Source organism: Amycolatopsis melonis (assembly GCF_040064235.1).
GTDB classification, from domain to species: domain Bacteria; phylum Actinomycetota; class Actinomycetes; order Mycobacteriales; family Pseudonocardiaceae; genus Amycolatopsis; species Amycolatopsis melonis.
In genome coordinates, this window is the sequence record NZ_JBDZYD010000017.1 from 181,527 (window position 1) to 199,204 (window position 17,678).

Below are 17,678 nucleotides of genomic sequence, written 5' to 3' on the forward strand. Positions count from 1 at the left end.
CGGAAGGCGGTGCAACGGTGAAAGCCTGGGAAGACCTCGTCGGCACGGCGCTCCTCGGCACCCGCCGCCGCACGCTGGACCTGGCCGCGCAACCGGCCGCCGTCCGGCAGCTCGCGGCCGGGCGCGACGATCCCGCCGAACAGCTGCTCACCGCCGCGGCCGTGCTCACCACCTACCGCCGGGCGGGGAAGCGGCCGCTCGCCGACGTCAAGCCCCTGCCCGCCGCGGCTGCCGACGAACGGCCGTTCGTCCCGCCGCTCGCGCGGGAACGGCTGGCGCGGCTGCTCGCCGCCAGTCATCCCGACCTGCTGCTGGAATGGCTCGGCATCGTCGCCGGGACGCGGTACCGGGTCCCGCCGGAAACCCTGCCGCTGCTGGCCGAGGCCGCCCGCACGAAGGCCGCCCTGCGGACCCCGCTGGCGGCCGTCGCCGGGACGCTCGGGGCGTGGCTCGGGCAGCGGAACCCGGACTGGGCCTTCCTGGCCGCGCCGCCGGAGGAGTCCGGGGACGTCTGGCAGTACGGCAGCCTGGCCCAGCGCCGCCGCTGGCTCGCCACCCGGCTGGCCGAAGCCCCGGAGGTCGCCCGCGAAGCCCTCCACTCGACGTGGAAGAGCGAACCCGCCGACGTCCGGTCGGACTTCCTCGGCGTGCTCGCCGGGCATCTCCGCCCCGAGGACGAGGACTTCCTCGAAACCGCGCTGACCGACCGCGCGGCCGCCGTCCGGGAACGGGCCGCCGAGCTGCTCGGCCGGCTGCCCGGCACCCGGTACGGGCAGCTGATGGCCGACCGCCTGCGGCCGCTCGTCCGCCGCCGGGGCCGGGTACTGGAAGTGTCGATGCCGCAAGGCGAACGCGGCGAGGGCACTGTCCGGCTGCGGACGCTGGTCGCGGCCGCGCCGCTGTCCTTCTGGAGCGAGTTCGGGCCGCCCGCCGAGGTGGTCCGGATGACCGTCGAAGGCTGCCCGCCCGGCGTGCTGCGCGACTCCTGGGCCACCGCCGCGCTGCGCCAGCGCGACGAAGCCTGGGCGCAGGCGCTGATCGGCGCCGATCCGGGCGGGCGCACCACCCCGCCGCTGCTCGGCGTGCTGGGCCCGGCGAGCCAGGCCGCGACCGTCGGGCACCTGGTGAGCAGGCTGCCCGTCGAGTCGTTCGCGCGGCTGGTGCACGAGCTGCCCCGGCCGTGGACGAAGGAACTCGGCACCGCCCTGCTCGACTGGATTGCCCGCCAGGACGACCACCGGCTGGTCTCGCACGCCGCCGTCGTCATCGCGCGCGCGGTGCCGGCGGAGTGCCTGCGCCACCCGCTCGCCACCACCCGGCTGACCATGGACGCCGGGCCGTGGCGCCGGGCGCTCACCGAAACACTGAACTTCCGCCGCGAAATGTACGAGGAGCTCGCATGACCGCCCCCGCCACCGTCCTCCGGCCGCACGCCGAGCAGGACCACGCCGCCGAGCTGGCCGCGCTGGCCGCCGCCGACGACCGGGCCAAGCCGCCGAACTGGCACCTCTCACCCTGGGCCGTCGTCGAGTACCTGCTCGGCGGCACGCTGCCGGACGGCACGGTGATCACGCCGAAGTACGTCGGCCCGCGGCGGCTGATCGAGGTCGCCGTCGCGACGCTGGCCACCGACCGCGCGCTGCTGCTGCTCGGCGTGCCCGGCACGGCGAAGACGTGGGTGTCGGAACACCTGTCCGCCGCGATCAGCGGCGACTCGACACTGCTGGTGCAGGGCACCGCGGGCACGTCGGAGGAGTCGATCCGCTACGGCTGGAACTACGCCCGGCTGATCGCCGAGGGCCCGAGTGCCGCCGCGCTGGTCGAAAGCCCGGTGCTGCGCGCGATGCGCGACGGCAAGCTGGCCCGGCTCGAAGAGCTGACCCGCATCCCGGCCGACGTCCAGGACTCGCTGATCACGATCCTGTCCGAGAAGACACTGCCGATCCCCGAGCTGGGCACCGAAGTGCAGGCCCGCCCGGGGTTCAACCTGATCGCGACGGCGAACAACCGCGACAAGGGCGTCAACGAGCTGTCGAGCGCGCTGCGGCGGCGGTTCAACACCGTGGTCCTGCCGCTGCCGGACAGCGCCGAAGCCGAAGTCGAGATCGTCAGCAGGCGCGTCGCCGAGCTGGGCAGGTCGCTGAAGCTGCCCGCGGAAGCCGCCGAGCTGGCCGAGATCCGCCGGGTGGTCACGGTGTTCCGCGAGCTGCGGTCGGGCCGGACCGAAGACGGCCGCACGGCGGTGAAGTCGCCGTCCGGCACGCTGTCGACGGCCGAGGCGATCAGCGTGCTCACCGGCGGGCTCGCCCTGGCGGCCCACTTCGGTGACGGCGTGCTGCGCCCGCACGACATCGCGGCAGGCATCCACGGCGCGGTGGTCAAGGACCCGGTGGCCGACCGCGCGATCTGGATCGAGTACCTGGAGACGGTGGTCCGCGAGCGCGACGGCTGGGCCGACTTCTACCGGGCCGGTCAGGAGCTCTCTTGACCGCGACCCACCTGCTCGGCATCCGCCACCACGGCCCGGGATCGGCAAGGGCCGTGGCGACGCGGCTGGCCGAACTGGAACCCGACGTCGTGCTCATCGAGGGACCGCCCGAAGCCGACGCCCTGGTCGAGCTGACCGAGGACCCGGCCATGCAGCCGCCGGTCGCGCTGCTGGCGTACGCGGCCGACGACGTCTCGCGCGCCGCGTTCTGGCCGTTCGCGGTCTTCAGCCCCGAGTGGCAGGCGCTGGTCTACGCGCGCGAGGCCGGGATTCCGGTGCGGTTCTGCGACCTCCCGGCCGCGCACACGTTCGCGGCCGGGCCGGACGAGCACGCGGGGCCGCCGGTCGATCCGCTGGCCCTGCTGGCCGCGGCCGGCGGGTACGACGATCCGGAACGCTGGTGGGACGACGTCGTCGAGTCGCGGCGGGACGCCGAGAACCCGTTCGAGGTGATCGCGGACGCGATGACCGCGGTGCGGGAGGACGAAAAACCGCCACAGGGCAACGAAGCCCGCCGCGAGGCCTACATGCGCTCGGTGCTGCGCCGCACCCGCAAGGACGGCTTCGAGAACATCGCCGTGGTCTGCGGCGCCTGGCACGTGCCCGCGCTGGCCGATCCGCTGCCGCCCGCGTCGCACGACCAGGCCGTCCTCAAAGGACTGCCGAAGCGGAAGGTCACGTGCACCTGGGTGCCGTGGACCCACGGGCGCCTCGCCTCGGCCAGCGGTTACGGCGCCGGAGTGCGCTCGCCGGGCTGGTACCACCACCTCTTCACCACCGACGGCGATGTGACCACGCGCTGGCTCACCGGGGTCGCCGCGGTGCTGCGGGAAGAAGACCTGCCCGTCTCGACCGCGCACGTCATCGAGGCGGTCCGCCTGGCCGAGACGCTCGCCACGCTGCGTGGGCGGTCGTCGGCCGGGCTGGCCGAGGTCACCGAAGCGACCCGGTCGGTGCTGTGCGGCGGGGACGAGGTGCAGGTCGACCTGGTGACCCGGCGGCTGGTGGTCGGCGAACGGCTCGGCGAGGTCCCTGACCGGGTGCCGCAGCCGCCGCTGGCCGCGGACCTGACCGCGACGGCGAAACGCCTGCGGCTCAAGAAGGACCCGGTCGTCAAGGAACTCGACCTCGACCTGCGGACGCCCGGCGGGCTCGACCGCTCGAAGCTGCTGCACCGGCTGCGGATCCTCGGCATCGAGTGGGGCAGCCGGGAGGCGTCGGCGCGGCGGAACAAGGGCACGTTCCGGGAGACTTGGTCGCTGGCGTGGGAGCCGTCCTTCGAGGTCGATCTGGTCGCGGCCGCGGTGTACGGCACGACCGTGCCGTCGGCGGCCACCGCCGCGGTCCGCGCGGCCGTCGAGGGCACGCCCCCGCTGGACGAGGTCACCACGGCCGTCGAGAACTGCCTGCTGGCCGACCTGCCGGAGGCGCTGCCCGAAGCGCTCGCGGCGCTCGACGCCCGCGCGGCGGCGGACGCGGACGTCGCCCGCCTGATGTCGGCGCTGCCCGCGCTGGCCAGGGCGACCCGGTACGGGAACGTCCGCGGCACCGACACCGGCGCGCTGCGGGCGGTCGCCGACCGGATGCTGGACCGGATCTGCGCCGGGCTGCCGCCGGCGGCACACGGCATCGACGACGACGCCGCGGCCCGCCTGGCGAAGCTGGTCGACGGGGTGCACGACGCGACGTCCCTGCTGGGCGAGGACGCCAAGGACCGCTGGCTGACGGCGCTGGCCCGGCTGGCGGAACGGCCGTCGCTGCCACCGCTGCTGGCCGGGCGGCTCACCCGGATCCTGCACGACGCCGGGCTGTTCGACGCCCTCGACATCGAACTGCGGCTGGGCCGGGCGCTCACCCCGGGCGTCACGCCGTCGGCGGGCGCGGCCTACGTCGAAGGCTTCTTCGACGGCGGCGCGTTGCTGCTGGTGCACGACGAGGGCCTGCTGCGGGTGATCGACGCGTGGCTCGCGGCGATCCCCGCGGACGTCTTCACCGAGGTGCTTCCGTTGCTGCGCCGGACGTTCGGGGCTTTCAGCGGCCCCGAGAAACGGGCGATCGGGCACCGCGCGGCCGGGCTCACCGGGCAGGCACGCGTGGTGGCGGTGGCCGACGAACTGGACGAGGACCGGGCCGGGAGCGTGCTGCCGGTCCTGGCGACCCTGCTGGGGGTGGGAGCATGACCACCGACACCGACCGGCTGCGGCGCTGGCGGCTGGTGCTGGGCGGCGAGGGTGCCGGGCCGGGCTCCGGGCTGGCCGAGGCGCAACTGTCCGATGAGGACAGTGGGGTCGACGCGGTGCTGGCCGCGCTCTACGACAAGCCGGACGAAGAGGCGGCGGGCGGGCCGCGGAGCGCGAACCTGGGCGCGTCGGCGCCGCGGGTCGCGCGCTGGCTGGGCGACATCCGGCGCTACTTCCCGAGCACCGTGGTGCAGGTGATGCAGCGCGACGCGGTCGACCGGCTGGGGCTCACGCGCATGCTGCTGGAGAAGGAGCTGCTCTCGGCGGTCGAGCCGGACGTCCACCTGGTCGGGACGCTGCTGTCGCTGAACGGCGTGCTGCCCGAGGAGACGAAGGAGACCGCGCGCGAGGTCGTCCGCAAGGTGGTCGAGCAGCTGGAGGAGCGGCTGGCCGAGCGCACCCGCGCGGCGGTCCGGGGCGCGCTGGACAAGGCGTCGCGCACGCACCGCCCGCGGCCGGGCGACGTCGACTGGGCCCGCACGATCCACGCGAACCTCAAGCACTACTCCCCCGAGCTGCGCACGATCGTGCCGGAGAAGCTGATCGGCTTCGGCCGCCGTCAGCAGGCGGTGCAGCGCGACGTGATCCTGGCGGTCGACCAGTCGGGCTCGATGGCGGAGTCGGTGGTCTACTCGGGGTTGTTCGGGGCGGTGCTGGCCTCGATGCGGGCGCTGAAGACCTCGTTCGTCGCCTTCGACACGGAGGTGGCGGACCTGACCGAGCACCTGGCCGACCCGGTCGACGTCCTGTTCGGCACCCAGCTGGGCGGCGGCACGGACATCAACCGGGCGATCGCCTACTGCCAGGGCCTGGTCGAGCGGCCCGAGCGGACGCTGCTGGTGCTGATCAGCGACCTCTACGAGGGCGGCGACGAGGAGGAGCTGCTGCACCGGATCGCGGAGCTGGTGGGCGCGGGCGTGCAGGTGGTGACGCTGCTGGCGCTGTCGGACTCGGGCGCGCCGTCGTACGACCACGAGAACGCGGCGGCGCTGGCCGAACTGGGGGTGCCGGCGTTCGCGTGCACACCGGACCAGTTCCCCGACCTCATGGCGGCGGCCATCCGCGGTGACGACCTGCAGGGGTGGGTGGCCCGCGAGAGCAGCTGAGTTGCGGGATTAAACGGGCTCACCCGGGGGTTGACGAGGGTGCGGGACAGCTCCCGCGGAAAGGACGGCTCGCCATGAAGGTCCGCAGCTCGCTCCGGTCGCTCGCCCGGCAGCCCGGCGCCCAGGTCATCCGGCGCGGCACACGGGTGTTCGTGATCAACAAGGACACCCCGCGCGCGAAGGCCCGCCAGGGCTGAGTAGCCGCGCCACGCGCAACCACTCTCCCGCGGCTCGTCGTGAGTGAGAAACAGGGTTTTTAAACAGTTTGTCACTAACCACCGGGGCGGCCCCCCGACGCCGGTGGTGGGGGGTTTGAAAACACTTTTTTAAAAAAGCTTGCCCCCCCCCACGACCGGTGCGGACCCCGTCAGCAGTGGTTCTCGAGCCGCAGGTAGCCGATCAGGCCGTACCAGGACGCCGGGAAGTGACCGGTCGCCAGCCACCGGTACTGGAGCCTGCTGTCCGGCATGTTCTGGGCGAACTTGTTCGGGTCCGGCGTGTTCGGGAAGCTGTTGCCCACCAGGCCGAGTTCGGCGCCGTTGTGGTCCATCACGTGCACCGTCATCAGCCAGGCGTCCCGGTCGTCGCTGCTGGTGACCGTCCCGTCGAACGAGGCCGTTCCGTCCGAGTTCAGCACCCACGTCGCACCGTGGAACATCGTGCAGTCGCCCGCGTGCAGGTCGTTGGGCACGGTGAAGGCGGTGCCGGTCGCGGCCGACGCTGGCGCGGTGACCGCCAGGCCGCCGCCCAGGACGGCCAGCGCGACCGCCGCCGATTTCACCAAGGTTCCGAGTCGCATCAGTGTTTCCTCCCTGATCACGTGATGGCGTGTGCTCACCACGGTGACACGGCGGAAAATCGCCGACCAGGAGCCAACGGACACGGTATTCCACCCGCAGAGGCGATCTTTCCACTGCCCGAAAGTCACCTCAGCCGAACTGCAGCACCCCGTCGTCGACGCGGGTGAAGCGCATGTCGGCGAAGTCCAGCAGGTAGTTCTGGCGCATCATCCATGGCCGCTTCCCGCCCTGCTTCGGCAGGCCGGAAGCGGCCCGCCGGATGTACCCCGACTGCAGGTCCACGATCGGGCGCGGCCTGCCCGCCGCCGAAGCCGCGTCCGGGTCCGGGACGCAGTAGGCGAAGCCACGACTGTCCAGATAGGACAGCAGGCGGCACACGTACTGCGACGCCAGATCCGCCCGCAGCGTCCACGAGTTGTTCGTGTAGCCGACGCACCACGCCAGGTTCGGGATGCCGCCGAACATCAGTCCTTTGTAGACCCGCTGCTCCCCCGGCTCGATGGCGCGCCCGTCGACCTCGAGCGCGATTCCGCCGAAGGCCACCAGGTTCAGCCCGGTCGCGGTCACGATGACGTCCGCCTCGAGCAGGCGGCCGGACGACAGCCGCACGCCGGACGGGGTGAACCGCTCGATCCGGTCGGTCATGATGTCCGCCTTGCCCGACCGCAGCGCGCGGAACAGGTCCGCGTCCGGGACCAGGCACAGCCGCTGGTCCCACGGGTTGTACGACGGCACGAAGTGCGGGTCCACCGGGATCGACGTCGGCAGCTGCGCCGCCACGCGCTTGCGCAGCACCTGCGCCGCCCGGCGCGGCAGCCGCCGCATCAGCTGGAAGAACAGCGTGCCCAGCACGACGTTCTTGGCGCGCACCAGCCGGTGCGCGAGCTGCTCCGGCAGGGCGGCACGCATCCGGTCGGCGAGCGCGTCGTGCCCCGGCCGCGCCACGATGTACGACGGCGACCGCTGCAGCATCGTCACGTGCGCCGCTTCCGCCGCGAGCGCCGGGACCAGCGTCACCGCCGTCGCGCCGCTGCCGATCACGACCACCCGGCGGCCGGTGTAGTCGAGCGAAGCGGGCCAGTGCTGCGGGTGCACGATCTCGCCCCGGAACTCCTCCCGCCCGGGGAAGTCGACGACGTGCCCCGACTCGTACGAGTAGTAACCACTGCACAGGTACAGGAACCGGCAGGTGAACGTCGCGCCGTGCGCCGTGGAGACCGTCCACCGCGCCGAGTCCGACGACCATGACGCCCGCACCACCCGGTGCCCGAAGCGGATGTGCCGGGTGACCCCGGACGCGGCGGCCGTCTCGCGGATGTAGGCGAGGATCGACGGCCCGTCCGCGATCGCCTTCGGGTCCTTCCACGGCCGGAACGGGTAGCCGAGGGTGAACATGTCCGAGTCGGACCGGATGCCCGGGTAGCGGAAGAGGTCCCAGGTGCCGCCGATCGCGTCCCGGGCTTCCAGGACCGCGTACGTCCGGCCCGGCAGCCGCTCCTGCACCCGGCAGGCGGCGCCGACGCCGGACAGCCCGGCGCCCACGATCAGGACGTCGACGTGCTCGGCGGTGGTCATGAAAGCCAGCCTAACCCGAGGTGGGGACCCCGCCGGACCGGGTCGGGGCACCGGCCCGGCGGGGAGGTCTCACGGCAGCGGCACCACCTTGGTGGCGCCGAACGTGCCCTTCAGCGGCACCGTCACCGCCTTGCCGTGCACGGTCACCGTGACGCTGTCCTGCAGCTGCGTCGGGTCCGCGACCGCCAGCTCGCGGCGCCCGACCGCCACCGACGCGGGCCCCGAGACGCTCACGCCGTCCACCGAGCCCGCCGCGAAGAAGTTCGCCAGGAAGACACCCTCGGGCAGCCGGATCGCCTGGACGACCGGCGTGTTCGCGCGCACGCGCCACGCCCACGCCGCCGCGAACGTCTCGACCAACGAGGCGCCGGGCAGGACCGCGTAGGCGTAGGTCGCGCCGGACGGCCGGACGCCGTGCTCCAGCACCAGCTTCTGGTACCGGCGCGTGTACGGGGTCGTGGAGCCCTTGGTGTTGGCGCCGGTGTCGATGCCGCGCCACGTGCCCGTGCGGTCCTCGCGGAGCGCGGTCACCGCGGCGTCGTCCAGCAGCACGTACCCGCCGACGTCGGCCAGGTGCACCCACCGGGGATTGCGCAGCGAGGATGCCTTGCCGAGGTCGGTGGGGACCCGGCGGCCGTCCGCCAGCAGCGCACCGCCGCCGCCCTCGCCGAGGTTGCGGTTCTCGATCGTGGTGCGCACGGCGTACCCGGACGTGCTGGTGATCCCGGCGCCGAGGCACACGATCCCGGCCGGGGTGAAGAACCACGACTTCTTCGCGGTCAGCGACCCGTCCCAGGAGGTGAAGGCGAACGCGTGCGCGCCGTGCCGCGCGTCCCAGCGGACGCCGCCGGTGTGGGCGTTCGGGCCGAGGGGGACGCCGCCGAACTTCGGGTCGGGCGGGCCGTCGTTCTCCGTCGTGCCCGGCAGCAGCAGCGGATCGACCGTCGGCCAGTAGGCGTCGGTGTAGTGGCCCTTGGCGTTCGGCAGGAACGTGTACAGCACGCCGTCGCCGACGTGGTAGCCCTTGAGGTTCTGCCCGTTGATGGCTTCGTAGCGGGAGATCCGCGTCGAGCTGACGCCCAGCGACGCCGACCAGCCCTCGGTGACATGCACCATCCGGTCCTGCTGGCCGAAGACGCGGTGTGCGGCGGTCACCCGCGCCGGGCGGGTCCCGGCCGCGAGCATGTCCTGCGCGAACTCGATGCCCGGCGTGCCCACCAGGTCCGGCCCGGGCGCGAACCGCTCGGGGTCCGGGATCTGGAGGAACGGCGCGTAAGTCCCTTCCTTGATCCACTTCGCGGCAAGCGCGTTGAGGTCGGCCTTCGTCTTGCCCGAGGCGGTCCGGGCCAGCACCAGTGTCGCCACCGTGAGCTGATGGCCGATGTCGTGCCCGGTCTCCCCCTGACGCGACAGCATCCGCCCGCGCACCGGTTCCATGAGCGCGCCGGCGTGGACGAACGGCGCGAAGCTGTCGGCGACCAGCGTGTAGATCTTGTCCTTCAACGGCTGCGGCAGCGCGTGTTCGGTGCCCTGGGTGACGTGGATGGCCCCGGCGAGCGCGGTCAGCAGCACGATGCCGTAGTGGCCGGGGTACGGGATGGTGTCGTGCTGGATGAACGAGCCGTCGACGTGGAAGCCGTCACCCGCGGCCCGGTCCAGCTTCGCGACGACGCTCGCCGCACCCCCGCCCGCGACGTCGGTGAGGGCGTCGATGCCGGTCCTGATCCATGGGGTGTCCCCGAGCATCGCCCCGGCAACGACGGAGATGAGCGCCTTGTCCGCGCGGTTGGCGCCGGTCTCGATGACCGACGCGTTGTTCGCGCGCCGGTTCGGGTCGCCGACGAACCGTTTGATGGGCCGCAGGTAGCGGGCCAGCTGCTCCGCGGTCAGCTGGTCGGCGACCACCGACAGCGTGTGCAGCAGGTAGTACGGGATGCCGATCTCGTAGGTGTACCAGTTGCCGATCTCGCCGACGTTTTCGTTGTACTGGCTGGCATAGAGGAGTTCCAGCGCGGCTTTGATCCGGTCGAGCACGTCCGGGTCACCGGCCAGCGCGCTGCCGGGCGTGCCCCAGTCGACGGCGATCGCCCGCAGCCGGGCGTACATCGATGTCGTGTAGTCGCTGCCGGGGCCGAGCGGGAGGTCCGTCCACAGTGGAGCACCACCGCCCGCGACGGACATGCCGGCGTTGTAGGCCTTGGCAACACGGCTGAGGTTCACCAGCGCCGCGGCGCGTTCCGGCGACGGCCGGTTGATCCCGGTCTGCAACTGCCGGTAGGCCGCGACGATCGGCGAGAGCGCGGCCTTCGTTCTCGGCACAGCGACGGCCGGACGGTTCAGGAGCACGGTGGAAGCGGCCGCCAGGGCGCCACCGCGCAGGACATTTCTCCGGTTCACGGGCATGACCATGCCTTCCCAGGATCAAGACATCCTTGGCTTGCGGGGAACGGATTCAGTTGTGCGGCGGCGGATTTTGTTCTCTGACGGACCCCTTCAGTGCACGGCATGCGCTGAAAGGGACGTTCCTGGCGTCTGACGCGACGAAAGTCCCTTTCGCTGCGCCAGAGCGCCCTTCAGCCGACCCGGGGCCCGCCGCCAGTCTGGTCGTGAGTGGTAATTCGGGTTCTAACCCGAATCGCCACTCACGACCAGCCGCGGCAGACCACCCGGCCAGGCATTCTTCGGTCAGGCTTCGGTGGATCGGGGCCTGGTGCCCTGAAGGTGGCCTTCAGGGCTTTCGGCGACCGAAACTGTCGGTGCCGAACGGTAGAGTGGAAACCGGGGGCGCCCCCGCGGGTCCGGTGGCACCGAGTTGGCGGCGCCGTCGGCGGCACCGGAAACTGTCGGTGCCAAGCGGTAAAGTGGAAAACGGGGGGGCGCCCCCGCGGGGTCAGTGGGTTAGCGGTTCAGTGGGTTAGCGGGGTTAGCCGTTCAGCGGGAGCCGTCAGCGCGGCGGGGGTCAGCGGGGTTAGTAGGTTCGCGGTTCAGTGGGTTAGCCGTTCAGCGGGAGCCGTCAGTGCGGCGGGGTCAGCGGGTCATGGGCTAGCGGGCTCAGCGGGGTCAGCGGGAGCCGTCGGTGCGGCGGGGTAGCTGCCAGGGGTTGGCCTCCTGCAGGGGTTCGGGGAGCAGGGCGTCCGGGAAGCCCTGCCAGGCGATCGGGCGCAGGAACCGCTCGATCGCCGCAGTACCGACCGAGGTCGTCGTCGGGGCCGTTGTTGCCGGGTATGGGCCTCCGTGGTGCTGGGCCCAGCTCACCGTCACCCCTGTGGGCCAGTCGTTCCACAGCAGCCGTCCGGCTATGCGGGACAGGGCCGGCAGCAGTGGCCGGATCCAGTCCACTTCGGACTCCTCGCCGTGGATTGTGGCGGTGAGTCCCGGTTCGAGGACGTCGAGCAGGCTCAGCAGCTCGGCCTGGTCGGTGTACGTGACGATCAGCGACGCCGGGCCGAAGCACTCCTCGTGCACCGCCGCTCCGCCTTCGAGGAACTGCTTGCCCGTCGTCGCCAGCAGCGTTGGTGTGAACGCCGGCGCAGCAGACTCCGACGAAGACACGACCTCGACGCCCGGGGCCTCGCGCAGCGCGGCAAGCTTCGCGGCATATCCCTCCGCGATCCGGTCGTTGAGCATCGGCTGGGCCGCGGCCCCGGCCAGCGCCGACCGCAGCGTCTCGGTGAGGCCGTGGTCCTCGGGCAGGAACAGCAGGCCCGGCTTGGTGCAGAACTGGCCCGCGCCGAGGGTGAACGACCCGGCGTAGCCCTTGGCGACGGCTTCCCCGCGCGCGGCGATCGCCGCCTCGGTCACCACGACCGGGTTGACGCTGCCCAGCTCGCCGTAGAACGGGATCGGCCTCGGCCGCGCGTTCGCGATGTCGAACAACGCCCGCCCGCCGGGGATCGACCCGGTGAACGACGCCGCCGCGATGCGCGGGTCCTTCAGTGCCGTGACGCCTTCCTCCTGGCCGAAGATCACGTCGAAGACGCCCTCGGGCGCGCCCGCGCCGAGCAGGGCTTCGCGCACGATCCGGCCGGTCAGCGCGGACAGCTCCGGGTGGCCGGGGTGCGCCTTGAGCACGACCGGGCAGCCCGCGGCGAGCGCGGACGCCGTGTCCCCGCCCGCGACGCTGAACGCGAACGGGAAGTTGCTCGCGGCGAACACCAGCACCGGGCCGATCGCGGTCTTCACGCGGCGGATGTCCGGACGCGGGCCCATCGGCCACTCCGGGTCGGCATGGTCGACGGTGGCGCCGAGGTACTCGCCGTCCTCGAGCACTTCGCCGAAGAGACGCAGCTGGAACGTCGTGCGCTTCAGCTCGCCTGCCAGCCGCGGGGTGGCGGGCAGGTGCGTCTCCTGGTGCGCGAGCGCGATCAGCTCCTCGGCGGCGGCGTCCAGGGCGTCGGCGGCCGCGGCCAGCCAGCGGGCGCGCTCGGCCGGGGTGGCCGCGGCGGCGGGGCGGGCGGCCGAGGCGGCTCCCGCGAGGATCTTCTCGAGCGTGGCGGCGTCGGTGGCCTGGCTCATGGGTGGAACAGCTCCTCAGTTTTCGTGGGCGGCGGCGGTGGCCGTTTCCAGGTCGGGCCAGCGGCCCGGACCGGCCAGTCCGAGGTGGTACAGGTGCAGCTCGCCGGCACCCGCCTTGGCCAGCTCGCCGACGTAGGCGGCGACGTCCGGCACCGGCGTGGCGGCGACCGCGGTGATGTAACTGCCGATCGTGACCTTTTCCGGCAACGCCTCCCGGGCCGCGGCGACGGCCTCGGCGCCCGAGGCGGGCATCCAGCCGAACAGCACGACCGCGTCGACGTCATCCGGCGCGGACGGCGTCAGCCCGGGCAGCGCGCCGGTGACCCACGGGTCGAGCGCGCCGTGCAGCACGATCCGCACCCCCGGCGGGAGCGCGGCCAGCACGGCGGCCCGCAGCTCGTCGGTCGCCTGCTGCCGGACGCGCAGCAGCAGCTGGGTCAGCTCCGGGGGAAGCCGGTCGCCCGTCACCGACAGATCTCCGGTGGCGATCAGCCGCCGGACCTCCTCGACGAGCTGGGCGCGGACGGCATCGGCGTCGGTTTCCCAGCCCGCAGCGCAGGCGTCGCAGCAGCAGATCGACAGCAACCGGGCCACCGCGGGCGCCCACACGCCGTCGGTCTTCTCGTGCTGGTGCTGGTGCACCGCGCCGAGCGGGCCACACGCTTCGAGGATCACCGTCGCCAGGTCGAGCCCGGCGACGGCTTCGGCGGTCACCTTCGCGGCGTACTCGCGCACCGCGGGCTGCGACGGGCACAGCGCCCACGGGTAGGTCTCGCCGAAGCAGTTGCGCACCACGACGTCCGGGTGCTCGTAGCCCAGCTGCGAGTTGTGCGTCAGCACAATCCATGCGGCCGCCGGGATCCCGGCCTCGTTGAGCAGCCGGACGGCGTCGCCACCGGAGTCCGGGGTCGAAATCCAGTCCGGAGTGGACGGACGCAGCCTGCCCCAGTCCCCGGAAACCGGCCGGTAGAACGCCGCGCGCCGGGCGACGACGGCCGTCCGCGACGCCGACCACGGCGTCGCCGCACGCGCACTGTGGTACGACAGCGCGACCGCCACCTCGTCGACGCCGAGCGCCCGGACCCGTGCCACGAAGCCGGGTTCCAGAACGTCCCAGGGATAGGCGTAGCCGGTCACCTTCACCGGGTCACCACCTCGCCGTGTTCGGCTCGAAACCCTCGACGAAGTTCCGCATGTACGTCACGTCGTCGCGCTTCTTCAGTCCACATCGGACGTAGTTCTCGTGCAGCTTCGCCAGCGCGTCCTCGTCGAGCGTGATGCCCAGCCCCGGGGTCGTGGGCACGGCGACCGCGCCGTCGCGGAACTCCAGCACGCCCGGCTCGACGACGTCTTCGACCTTCCACGGCCAGTGCGTGTCGCAGGCGTAGGTCAGGTGCGGCGTCGCCGCGGCGACCTGCACCATCGCGGCCAGGCTGATCCCGAGATGGCTGTTGGAGTGCATCGACAGGCCGACGCCGAAGCTCTCGCACGTCACCGACAACGCCTGCGTGGACCGCAGGCCGCCCCAGAAGTGGTGGTCCGACAGCAGCACGCCGATGGCCCGCGCCCGGAAGCCCGGCTCGATGTCGCCGAAGTTGACCACGCACATGTTGGTGGCCAGCGGCATCGACGCCTCGGCGGCGACCCGCGCCATGCCCTCGATGCCCGGCGTGGGGTCTTCGAGGTATTCCAGGACACCGTCCAGTTCGGACGCCACGCGGATGCCCGTCTCGACCGTCCAGGCACCGTTCGGGTCGATCCGCAGCGGGTGCCCGGGAAACGCCTCGGCCAGCGCACGGATCCCGTCGACCTCCTGCGCGGGCTCGAAGACACCGCCCTTGAGCTTGATCGACTTGAAGCCGTACTCGTCGGCCATCCGCTTCGCCGACCCGACCAGAGTCTCGGGCGTGGTGATCTCGCCCCAGGAGTCCTCGCGGCCGTCGGCGTGCCTGCCGTACTTGTAGAACAGGTACGCGGAGAACTCGACGGCGTCGCGGGTCCTGCCGCCGAGCAGGTCGGTCACCGGACGGCCCAGGTAGTGGCCCTGCGCGTCCAGGCAGGCGACCTCGAACAACGAGTACACGCTCGCGATGGTCTTGCGGATGGAGAACCCGCCGATCAGGCCGTGCGCGTCGGTCAGCACGGTGTCGGACAACGCCTCCGCGACCAGCCGCTGCAGGCCGGGCAGGTCGAACACGTCGTGCCCGCGCAGCCGCGGCAGCACCTTGCGGACCTCGCCGAGGAACGCCTCGTCGCCGTAGGACTCGCCGAGCCCGACGACGCCGTCCTCGCACTTGACCTGGACGACGCTGCGCAGCGCGAACGGCTCGTGCACGCCCATGACGTTGAGCAGCGGCGGGTCGGCGAACGCGACCGGGGTCAGCACCACGTCGAGGATCTGCATCAGGCGAGCCCCTTCAGCGTCACGAAGCCGTCCTCCACGATCTTCTCCAGCCGGCGGATCTGCTCCGGCGTCGGCTCCACCAGCGGCGGCCGGACCGGGCCGACCTTGTCGCCGCGCAGCCGGGCGGCGGCCTTCACCAGCGAAACGGCGAAGCCGGACGTCTCGTCCCGCAACGCCACCAGCGGCAGGTAGAACCCGGCCAGCAGGGCGTCCATCACGCGCGTGTCGCCCTCGGCGAGCGCGCGGTGGAAGCGGTGCGCGATCTCCGGCGCGAAGCAGTGCACCGCCGAAGAGTACCGGGCGACGCCGATCGCGGCGTACGCCTTGGCCGAGACCTCGGCGGTCGGCAACCCGTTGAAGAACAGGAAGTTCCGCGCCCGCTCGGTGTCCAGCGACCGGATCGTGGTGATGATCCGGGTCATGCACTCGACGTCGCCGTAGCCGTCCTTCAAGCCCACGACCGACGGGATGTCCAGCAGCGAAGCCGCGGTCGGCGGCGTGAAGACGCCGGTGCCGCGGTGGTAGACGATCACCGGCACGGACGAGTCGCCGACGGCGTAGCGGACGAAGTCCACCAGGCCCGACGGCGGCCCGGTGACGAGGTAGGGCGGCAGCAGCAGGACGCCGTCGGCGCCGCCGGCCTGCGCCGCCGCCACACCGGCCCGCGCCGACGCCGCGCCGCCCCCGGCACCCACCCAGACCGGGACGCGGCCGGCGGCCACCTCCCTGGCCCTGGCGAGCACCGCGGCGACCTCGGCGGGCGAGAGCGAGCTGAACTCGCCGGTGCCGCACGCCACGAACAGCGCACCGGCGCCCGCCGCGATGTGACTCTCCACGTTCTCCGCGAGCGCGTCGAGGTTGACCTCGAGGTCCTCGGTGAACGGGGTGAGGGGGAACGCCAGCAGGCCGTCCAGCTCGATCTCGTTCTGTGCCATCAGTTTCCGCTCTTTCGTCCTTGTTCGGTTCCGGCCGGGTCTGGCCGTCGTCAGGCGGGCACGGTCGTGCCTTCCTTCGTGCGGTCGACATCGTCGTCGGCGTTCACGGAGTCCACGATCTCGTCGGCGGCCGCGCTGCGCTCGGGCGCGAGCAGGCCGAGACCGACGTACAACACGAGCGAGACCAGGATCGGCGTCGCGACCAGTACCGTCTGGTTCGCCTTGAAGACGTAGTACACCAGCGCGTAGTCGATCAGGCCGCCCGCCCAGGACACCAGCGCCGCCCGCGGGCCGCACTTGCGGAACCACGGCAGCATGCCCAGCAGCAGCGGGATCGAGATCGGGCCCATCAGCGCGGCGACCCAGTTGACGACGATCTGCAGCACGCCGCCGAGGTTCTGCGCCTGTGTGGCCACGAGCATGGTCAGCGCGACGAACACGACCGTGGTGATCCGCGCGGCCTTGAGGCCCTGTCCGTCGGTCCACCGGCGGGCCTTGGCGAACACGGCCGGGATCATGTCGCGGGTGATCACCGCGGAGATCGCGTTGGCGTCGGAGGAGACCATCGCCATGGTGTGCGAGAAGATGCCGGCCAGCACCAGGCCGATCAGGCCCGGCGGCAGGAACGTCGTGGTCATGATCGCGTAGGACTGCGTCGGGTCCTTGATGCCGGGGATCAGCAGCGGCGCGGCGAACATCGGGAACATCAGCACCAGCGGCCACAGCAGGTACAGGGCGGACGAAAGCCGCGCGCCGCGCCGGGCCTCGTGGGTGTTCGGCGCGGCCATGTACCGCTGCGCCAGGTTCCACATGCCTCCGTTGTACTCCAGCGTCTTCACCAGCACGTAGACGAGCAGGAAGATGGTGGTGTACTTGGACGTCACCGGGTCGACGTGGCCTTCGGGCAGCTTGTCCCACATCGTCCAGAGCGCGGAGATGCCGCCCAGCTTGCCGAGCACCACGACGATCATCACGACCGCGGCGATGGCCTGGATGACGAACTGGCCGAAGTCGGTGAGCGCGTCGGCCCACAGGCCGCCGATGGTGCAGTAGACGAGGGTGACCGCGCCGGTGATGAGGATGCCGAGGTTGTAGTCCAGCCCGGCGAACACGTGCAGCAGCGTCGCGACGGCGAACCACTTGGCGGCGATGTCGAAGATCTTCAGCAGGCTGCCGCTCCAGGCGAGCGCCTGCTGCGTCGGCACGTTGTACCGCTTGGCCAGGTACTCCAGCGGCGAAGCGACGCCGACCTTCGAGCGCAGGCGGTTCCAGCGCGCGGCGAACAGCCAGCTGCCGATGCCCACGCCGATGCCGATGCTGGCGAAGCCCCAGAAGTACACGGTGACGCCGCTGGTGTACGCGACGCCCGCGTACGCGACGAAGAGCACGGCGCTGTAGCCGGACATGTGGTGCGAGATGCCTGCCAGCCACCACGGCATCCGCCCGCCGGCGGTGAAGAAGTCCTTCACGTCGCTGATTCTCTTGTGCGACCACCAGCCGATCACGATCATCAGCGCGAAGTACGCGCAGATCATCGTCCAGTCGAGTGCGTGCACCGCAGGCTCCCTTCCGCGTCCACGGCGATGCGGTTGTGTTCACATCCATGAACGGAGTC

Annotated in this window: 13 protein-coding genes; 5 read left to right on the forward strand and 8 right to left on the reverse strand. The window is 72.0% G+C overall.

Annotated elements, in window-relative coordinates:
• The first annotated feature begins 17 nt into the window (after positions 1–17).
• The 5 genes from ABJI51_RS38440 to ABJI51_RS38460 all read left to right on the forward strand — a co-directional run bounded on the left by ABJI51_RS38440 (position 18) and on the right by ABJI51_RS38460 (position 6,031).
• Positions 18–1,403 carry a DUF5691 domain-containing protein gene (locus tag ABJI51_RS38440; RefSeq protein WP_348956077.1) on the forward strand — a complete coding sequence of 462 codons (1,386 nt, stop codon included), beginning with the start codon at positions 18–20 and terminating at the stop codon, positions 1,401–1,403.
• Positions 1,400–2,488, forward strand: coding sequence for an ATP-binding protein (locus tag ABJI51_RS38445; protein ID WP_348956078.1), 1,089 nt, complete (start codon positions 1,400–1,402; stop codon positions 2,486–2,488). The genes ABJI51_RS38440 and ABJI51_RS38445 overlap by 4 nt, the downstream gene beginning before the upstream one ends.
• Positions 2,485–4,668: a DUF5682 family protein gene (locus tag ABJI51_RS38450; RefSeq protein WP_348956079.1), complete on the forward strand. Its 2,184-nt coding sequence runs from the start codon at positions 2,485–2,487 to the stop codon at positions 4,666–4,668. Before ABJI51_RS38445 ends, ABJI51_RS38450 begins: the two co-directional genes overlap by 4 nt.
• The gene (locus ABJI51_RS38455) at positions 4,665–5,834 is read left to right on the forward strand and encodes a VWA domain-containing protein (protein WP_348956080.1); all 1,170 of its coding nucleotides are present in this window, start codon (positions 4,665–4,667) and stop codon (positions 5,832–5,834) included. Before ABJI51_RS38450 ends, ABJI51_RS38455 begins: the two co-directional genes overlap by 4 nt.
• Positions 5,835–5,908: 74 nt before the next feature.
• Positions 5,909–6,031 (forward strand): ribosomal protein bL36, encoded by a 123-nt coding sequence (locus tag ABJI51_RS38460; protein WP_348956081.1) that lies wholly within the window; start codon positions 5,909–5,911, stop codon positions 6,029–6,031.
• A gap of 170 nt (positions 6,032–6,201) precedes the next feature.
• Here ABJI51_RS38460 and ABJI51_RS38465 read toward each other — a convergent pair whose 3' ends face one another.
• From ABJI51_RS38465 to ABJI51_RS38500, 8 genes are all read right to left on the reverse strand, one after another.
• Positions 6,202–6,633 (reverse strand): DUF6294 family protein, encoded by a 432-nt coding sequence (locus ABJI51_RS38465; protein ID WP_348956082.1) that lies wholly within the window; start codon positions 6,631–6,633, stop codon positions 6,202–6,204.
• Positions 6,634–6,763: 130 nt separating this feature from the next.
• Positions 6,764–8,209 (reverse strand): flavin-containing monooxygenase, encoded by a 1,446-nt coding sequence (locus tag ABJI51_RS38470; protein ID WP_348956083.1) that lies wholly within the window; start codon positions 8,207–8,209, stop codon positions 6,764–6,766.
• A 69-nt stretch (positions 8,210–8,278) separates the two neighbouring features.
• Positions 8,279–10,612, reverse strand: coding sequence for a polysaccharide lyase 8 family protein (locus ABJI51_RS38475; RefSeq protein ID WP_348956137.1), 2,334 nt, complete (start codon positions 10,610–10,612; stop codon positions 8,279–8,281).
• A gap of 657 nt (positions 10,613–11,269) precedes the next feature.
• On the reverse strand, positions 11,270–12,724 hold the full coding sequence (locus tag ABJI51_RS38480; protein ID WP_348956084.1) for an aldehyde dehydrogenase (NADP(+)): 1,455 nt from the start codon (positions 12,722–12,724) through the stop codon (positions 11,270–11,272).
• Between the two features lie 15 nt (positions 12,725–12,739).
• On the reverse strand, positions 12,740–13,867 hold the full coding sequence (locus ABJI51_RS38485) for a hypothetical protein (protein WP_348956085.1): 1,128 nt from the start codon (positions 13,865–13,867) through the stop codon (positions 12,740–12,742).
• A gap of 4 nt (positions 13,868–13,871) precedes the next feature.
• The gene (locus tag ABJI51_RS38490; RefSeq protein ID WP_348956086.1) at positions 13,872–15,128 is read right to left on the reverse strand and encodes a glucarate dehydratase family protein; all 1,257 of its coding nucleotides are present in this window, start codon (positions 15,126–15,128) and stop codon (positions 13,872–13,874) included.
• Positions 15,128–16,063: a 5-dehydro-4-deoxyglucarate dehydratase gene (locus ABJI51_RS38495; RefSeq protein ID WP_348956087.1), complete on the reverse strand. Its 936-nt coding sequence runs from the start codon at positions 16,061–16,063 to the stop codon at positions 15,128–15,130. The genes ABJI51_RS38490 and ABJI51_RS38495 overlap by 1 nt, the downstream gene beginning before the upstream one ends.
• A gap of 50 nt (positions 16,064–16,113) precedes the next feature.
• Complete coding sequence (locus tag ABJI51_RS38500; protein WP_348956088.1) at positions 16,114–17,619, reverse strand: sodium:solute symporter family protein; 1,506 nt, start codon at positions 17,617–17,619, stop codon at positions 16,114–16,116.
• Between the last annotated feature and the right edge of the window lie 59 nt (positions 17,620–17,678).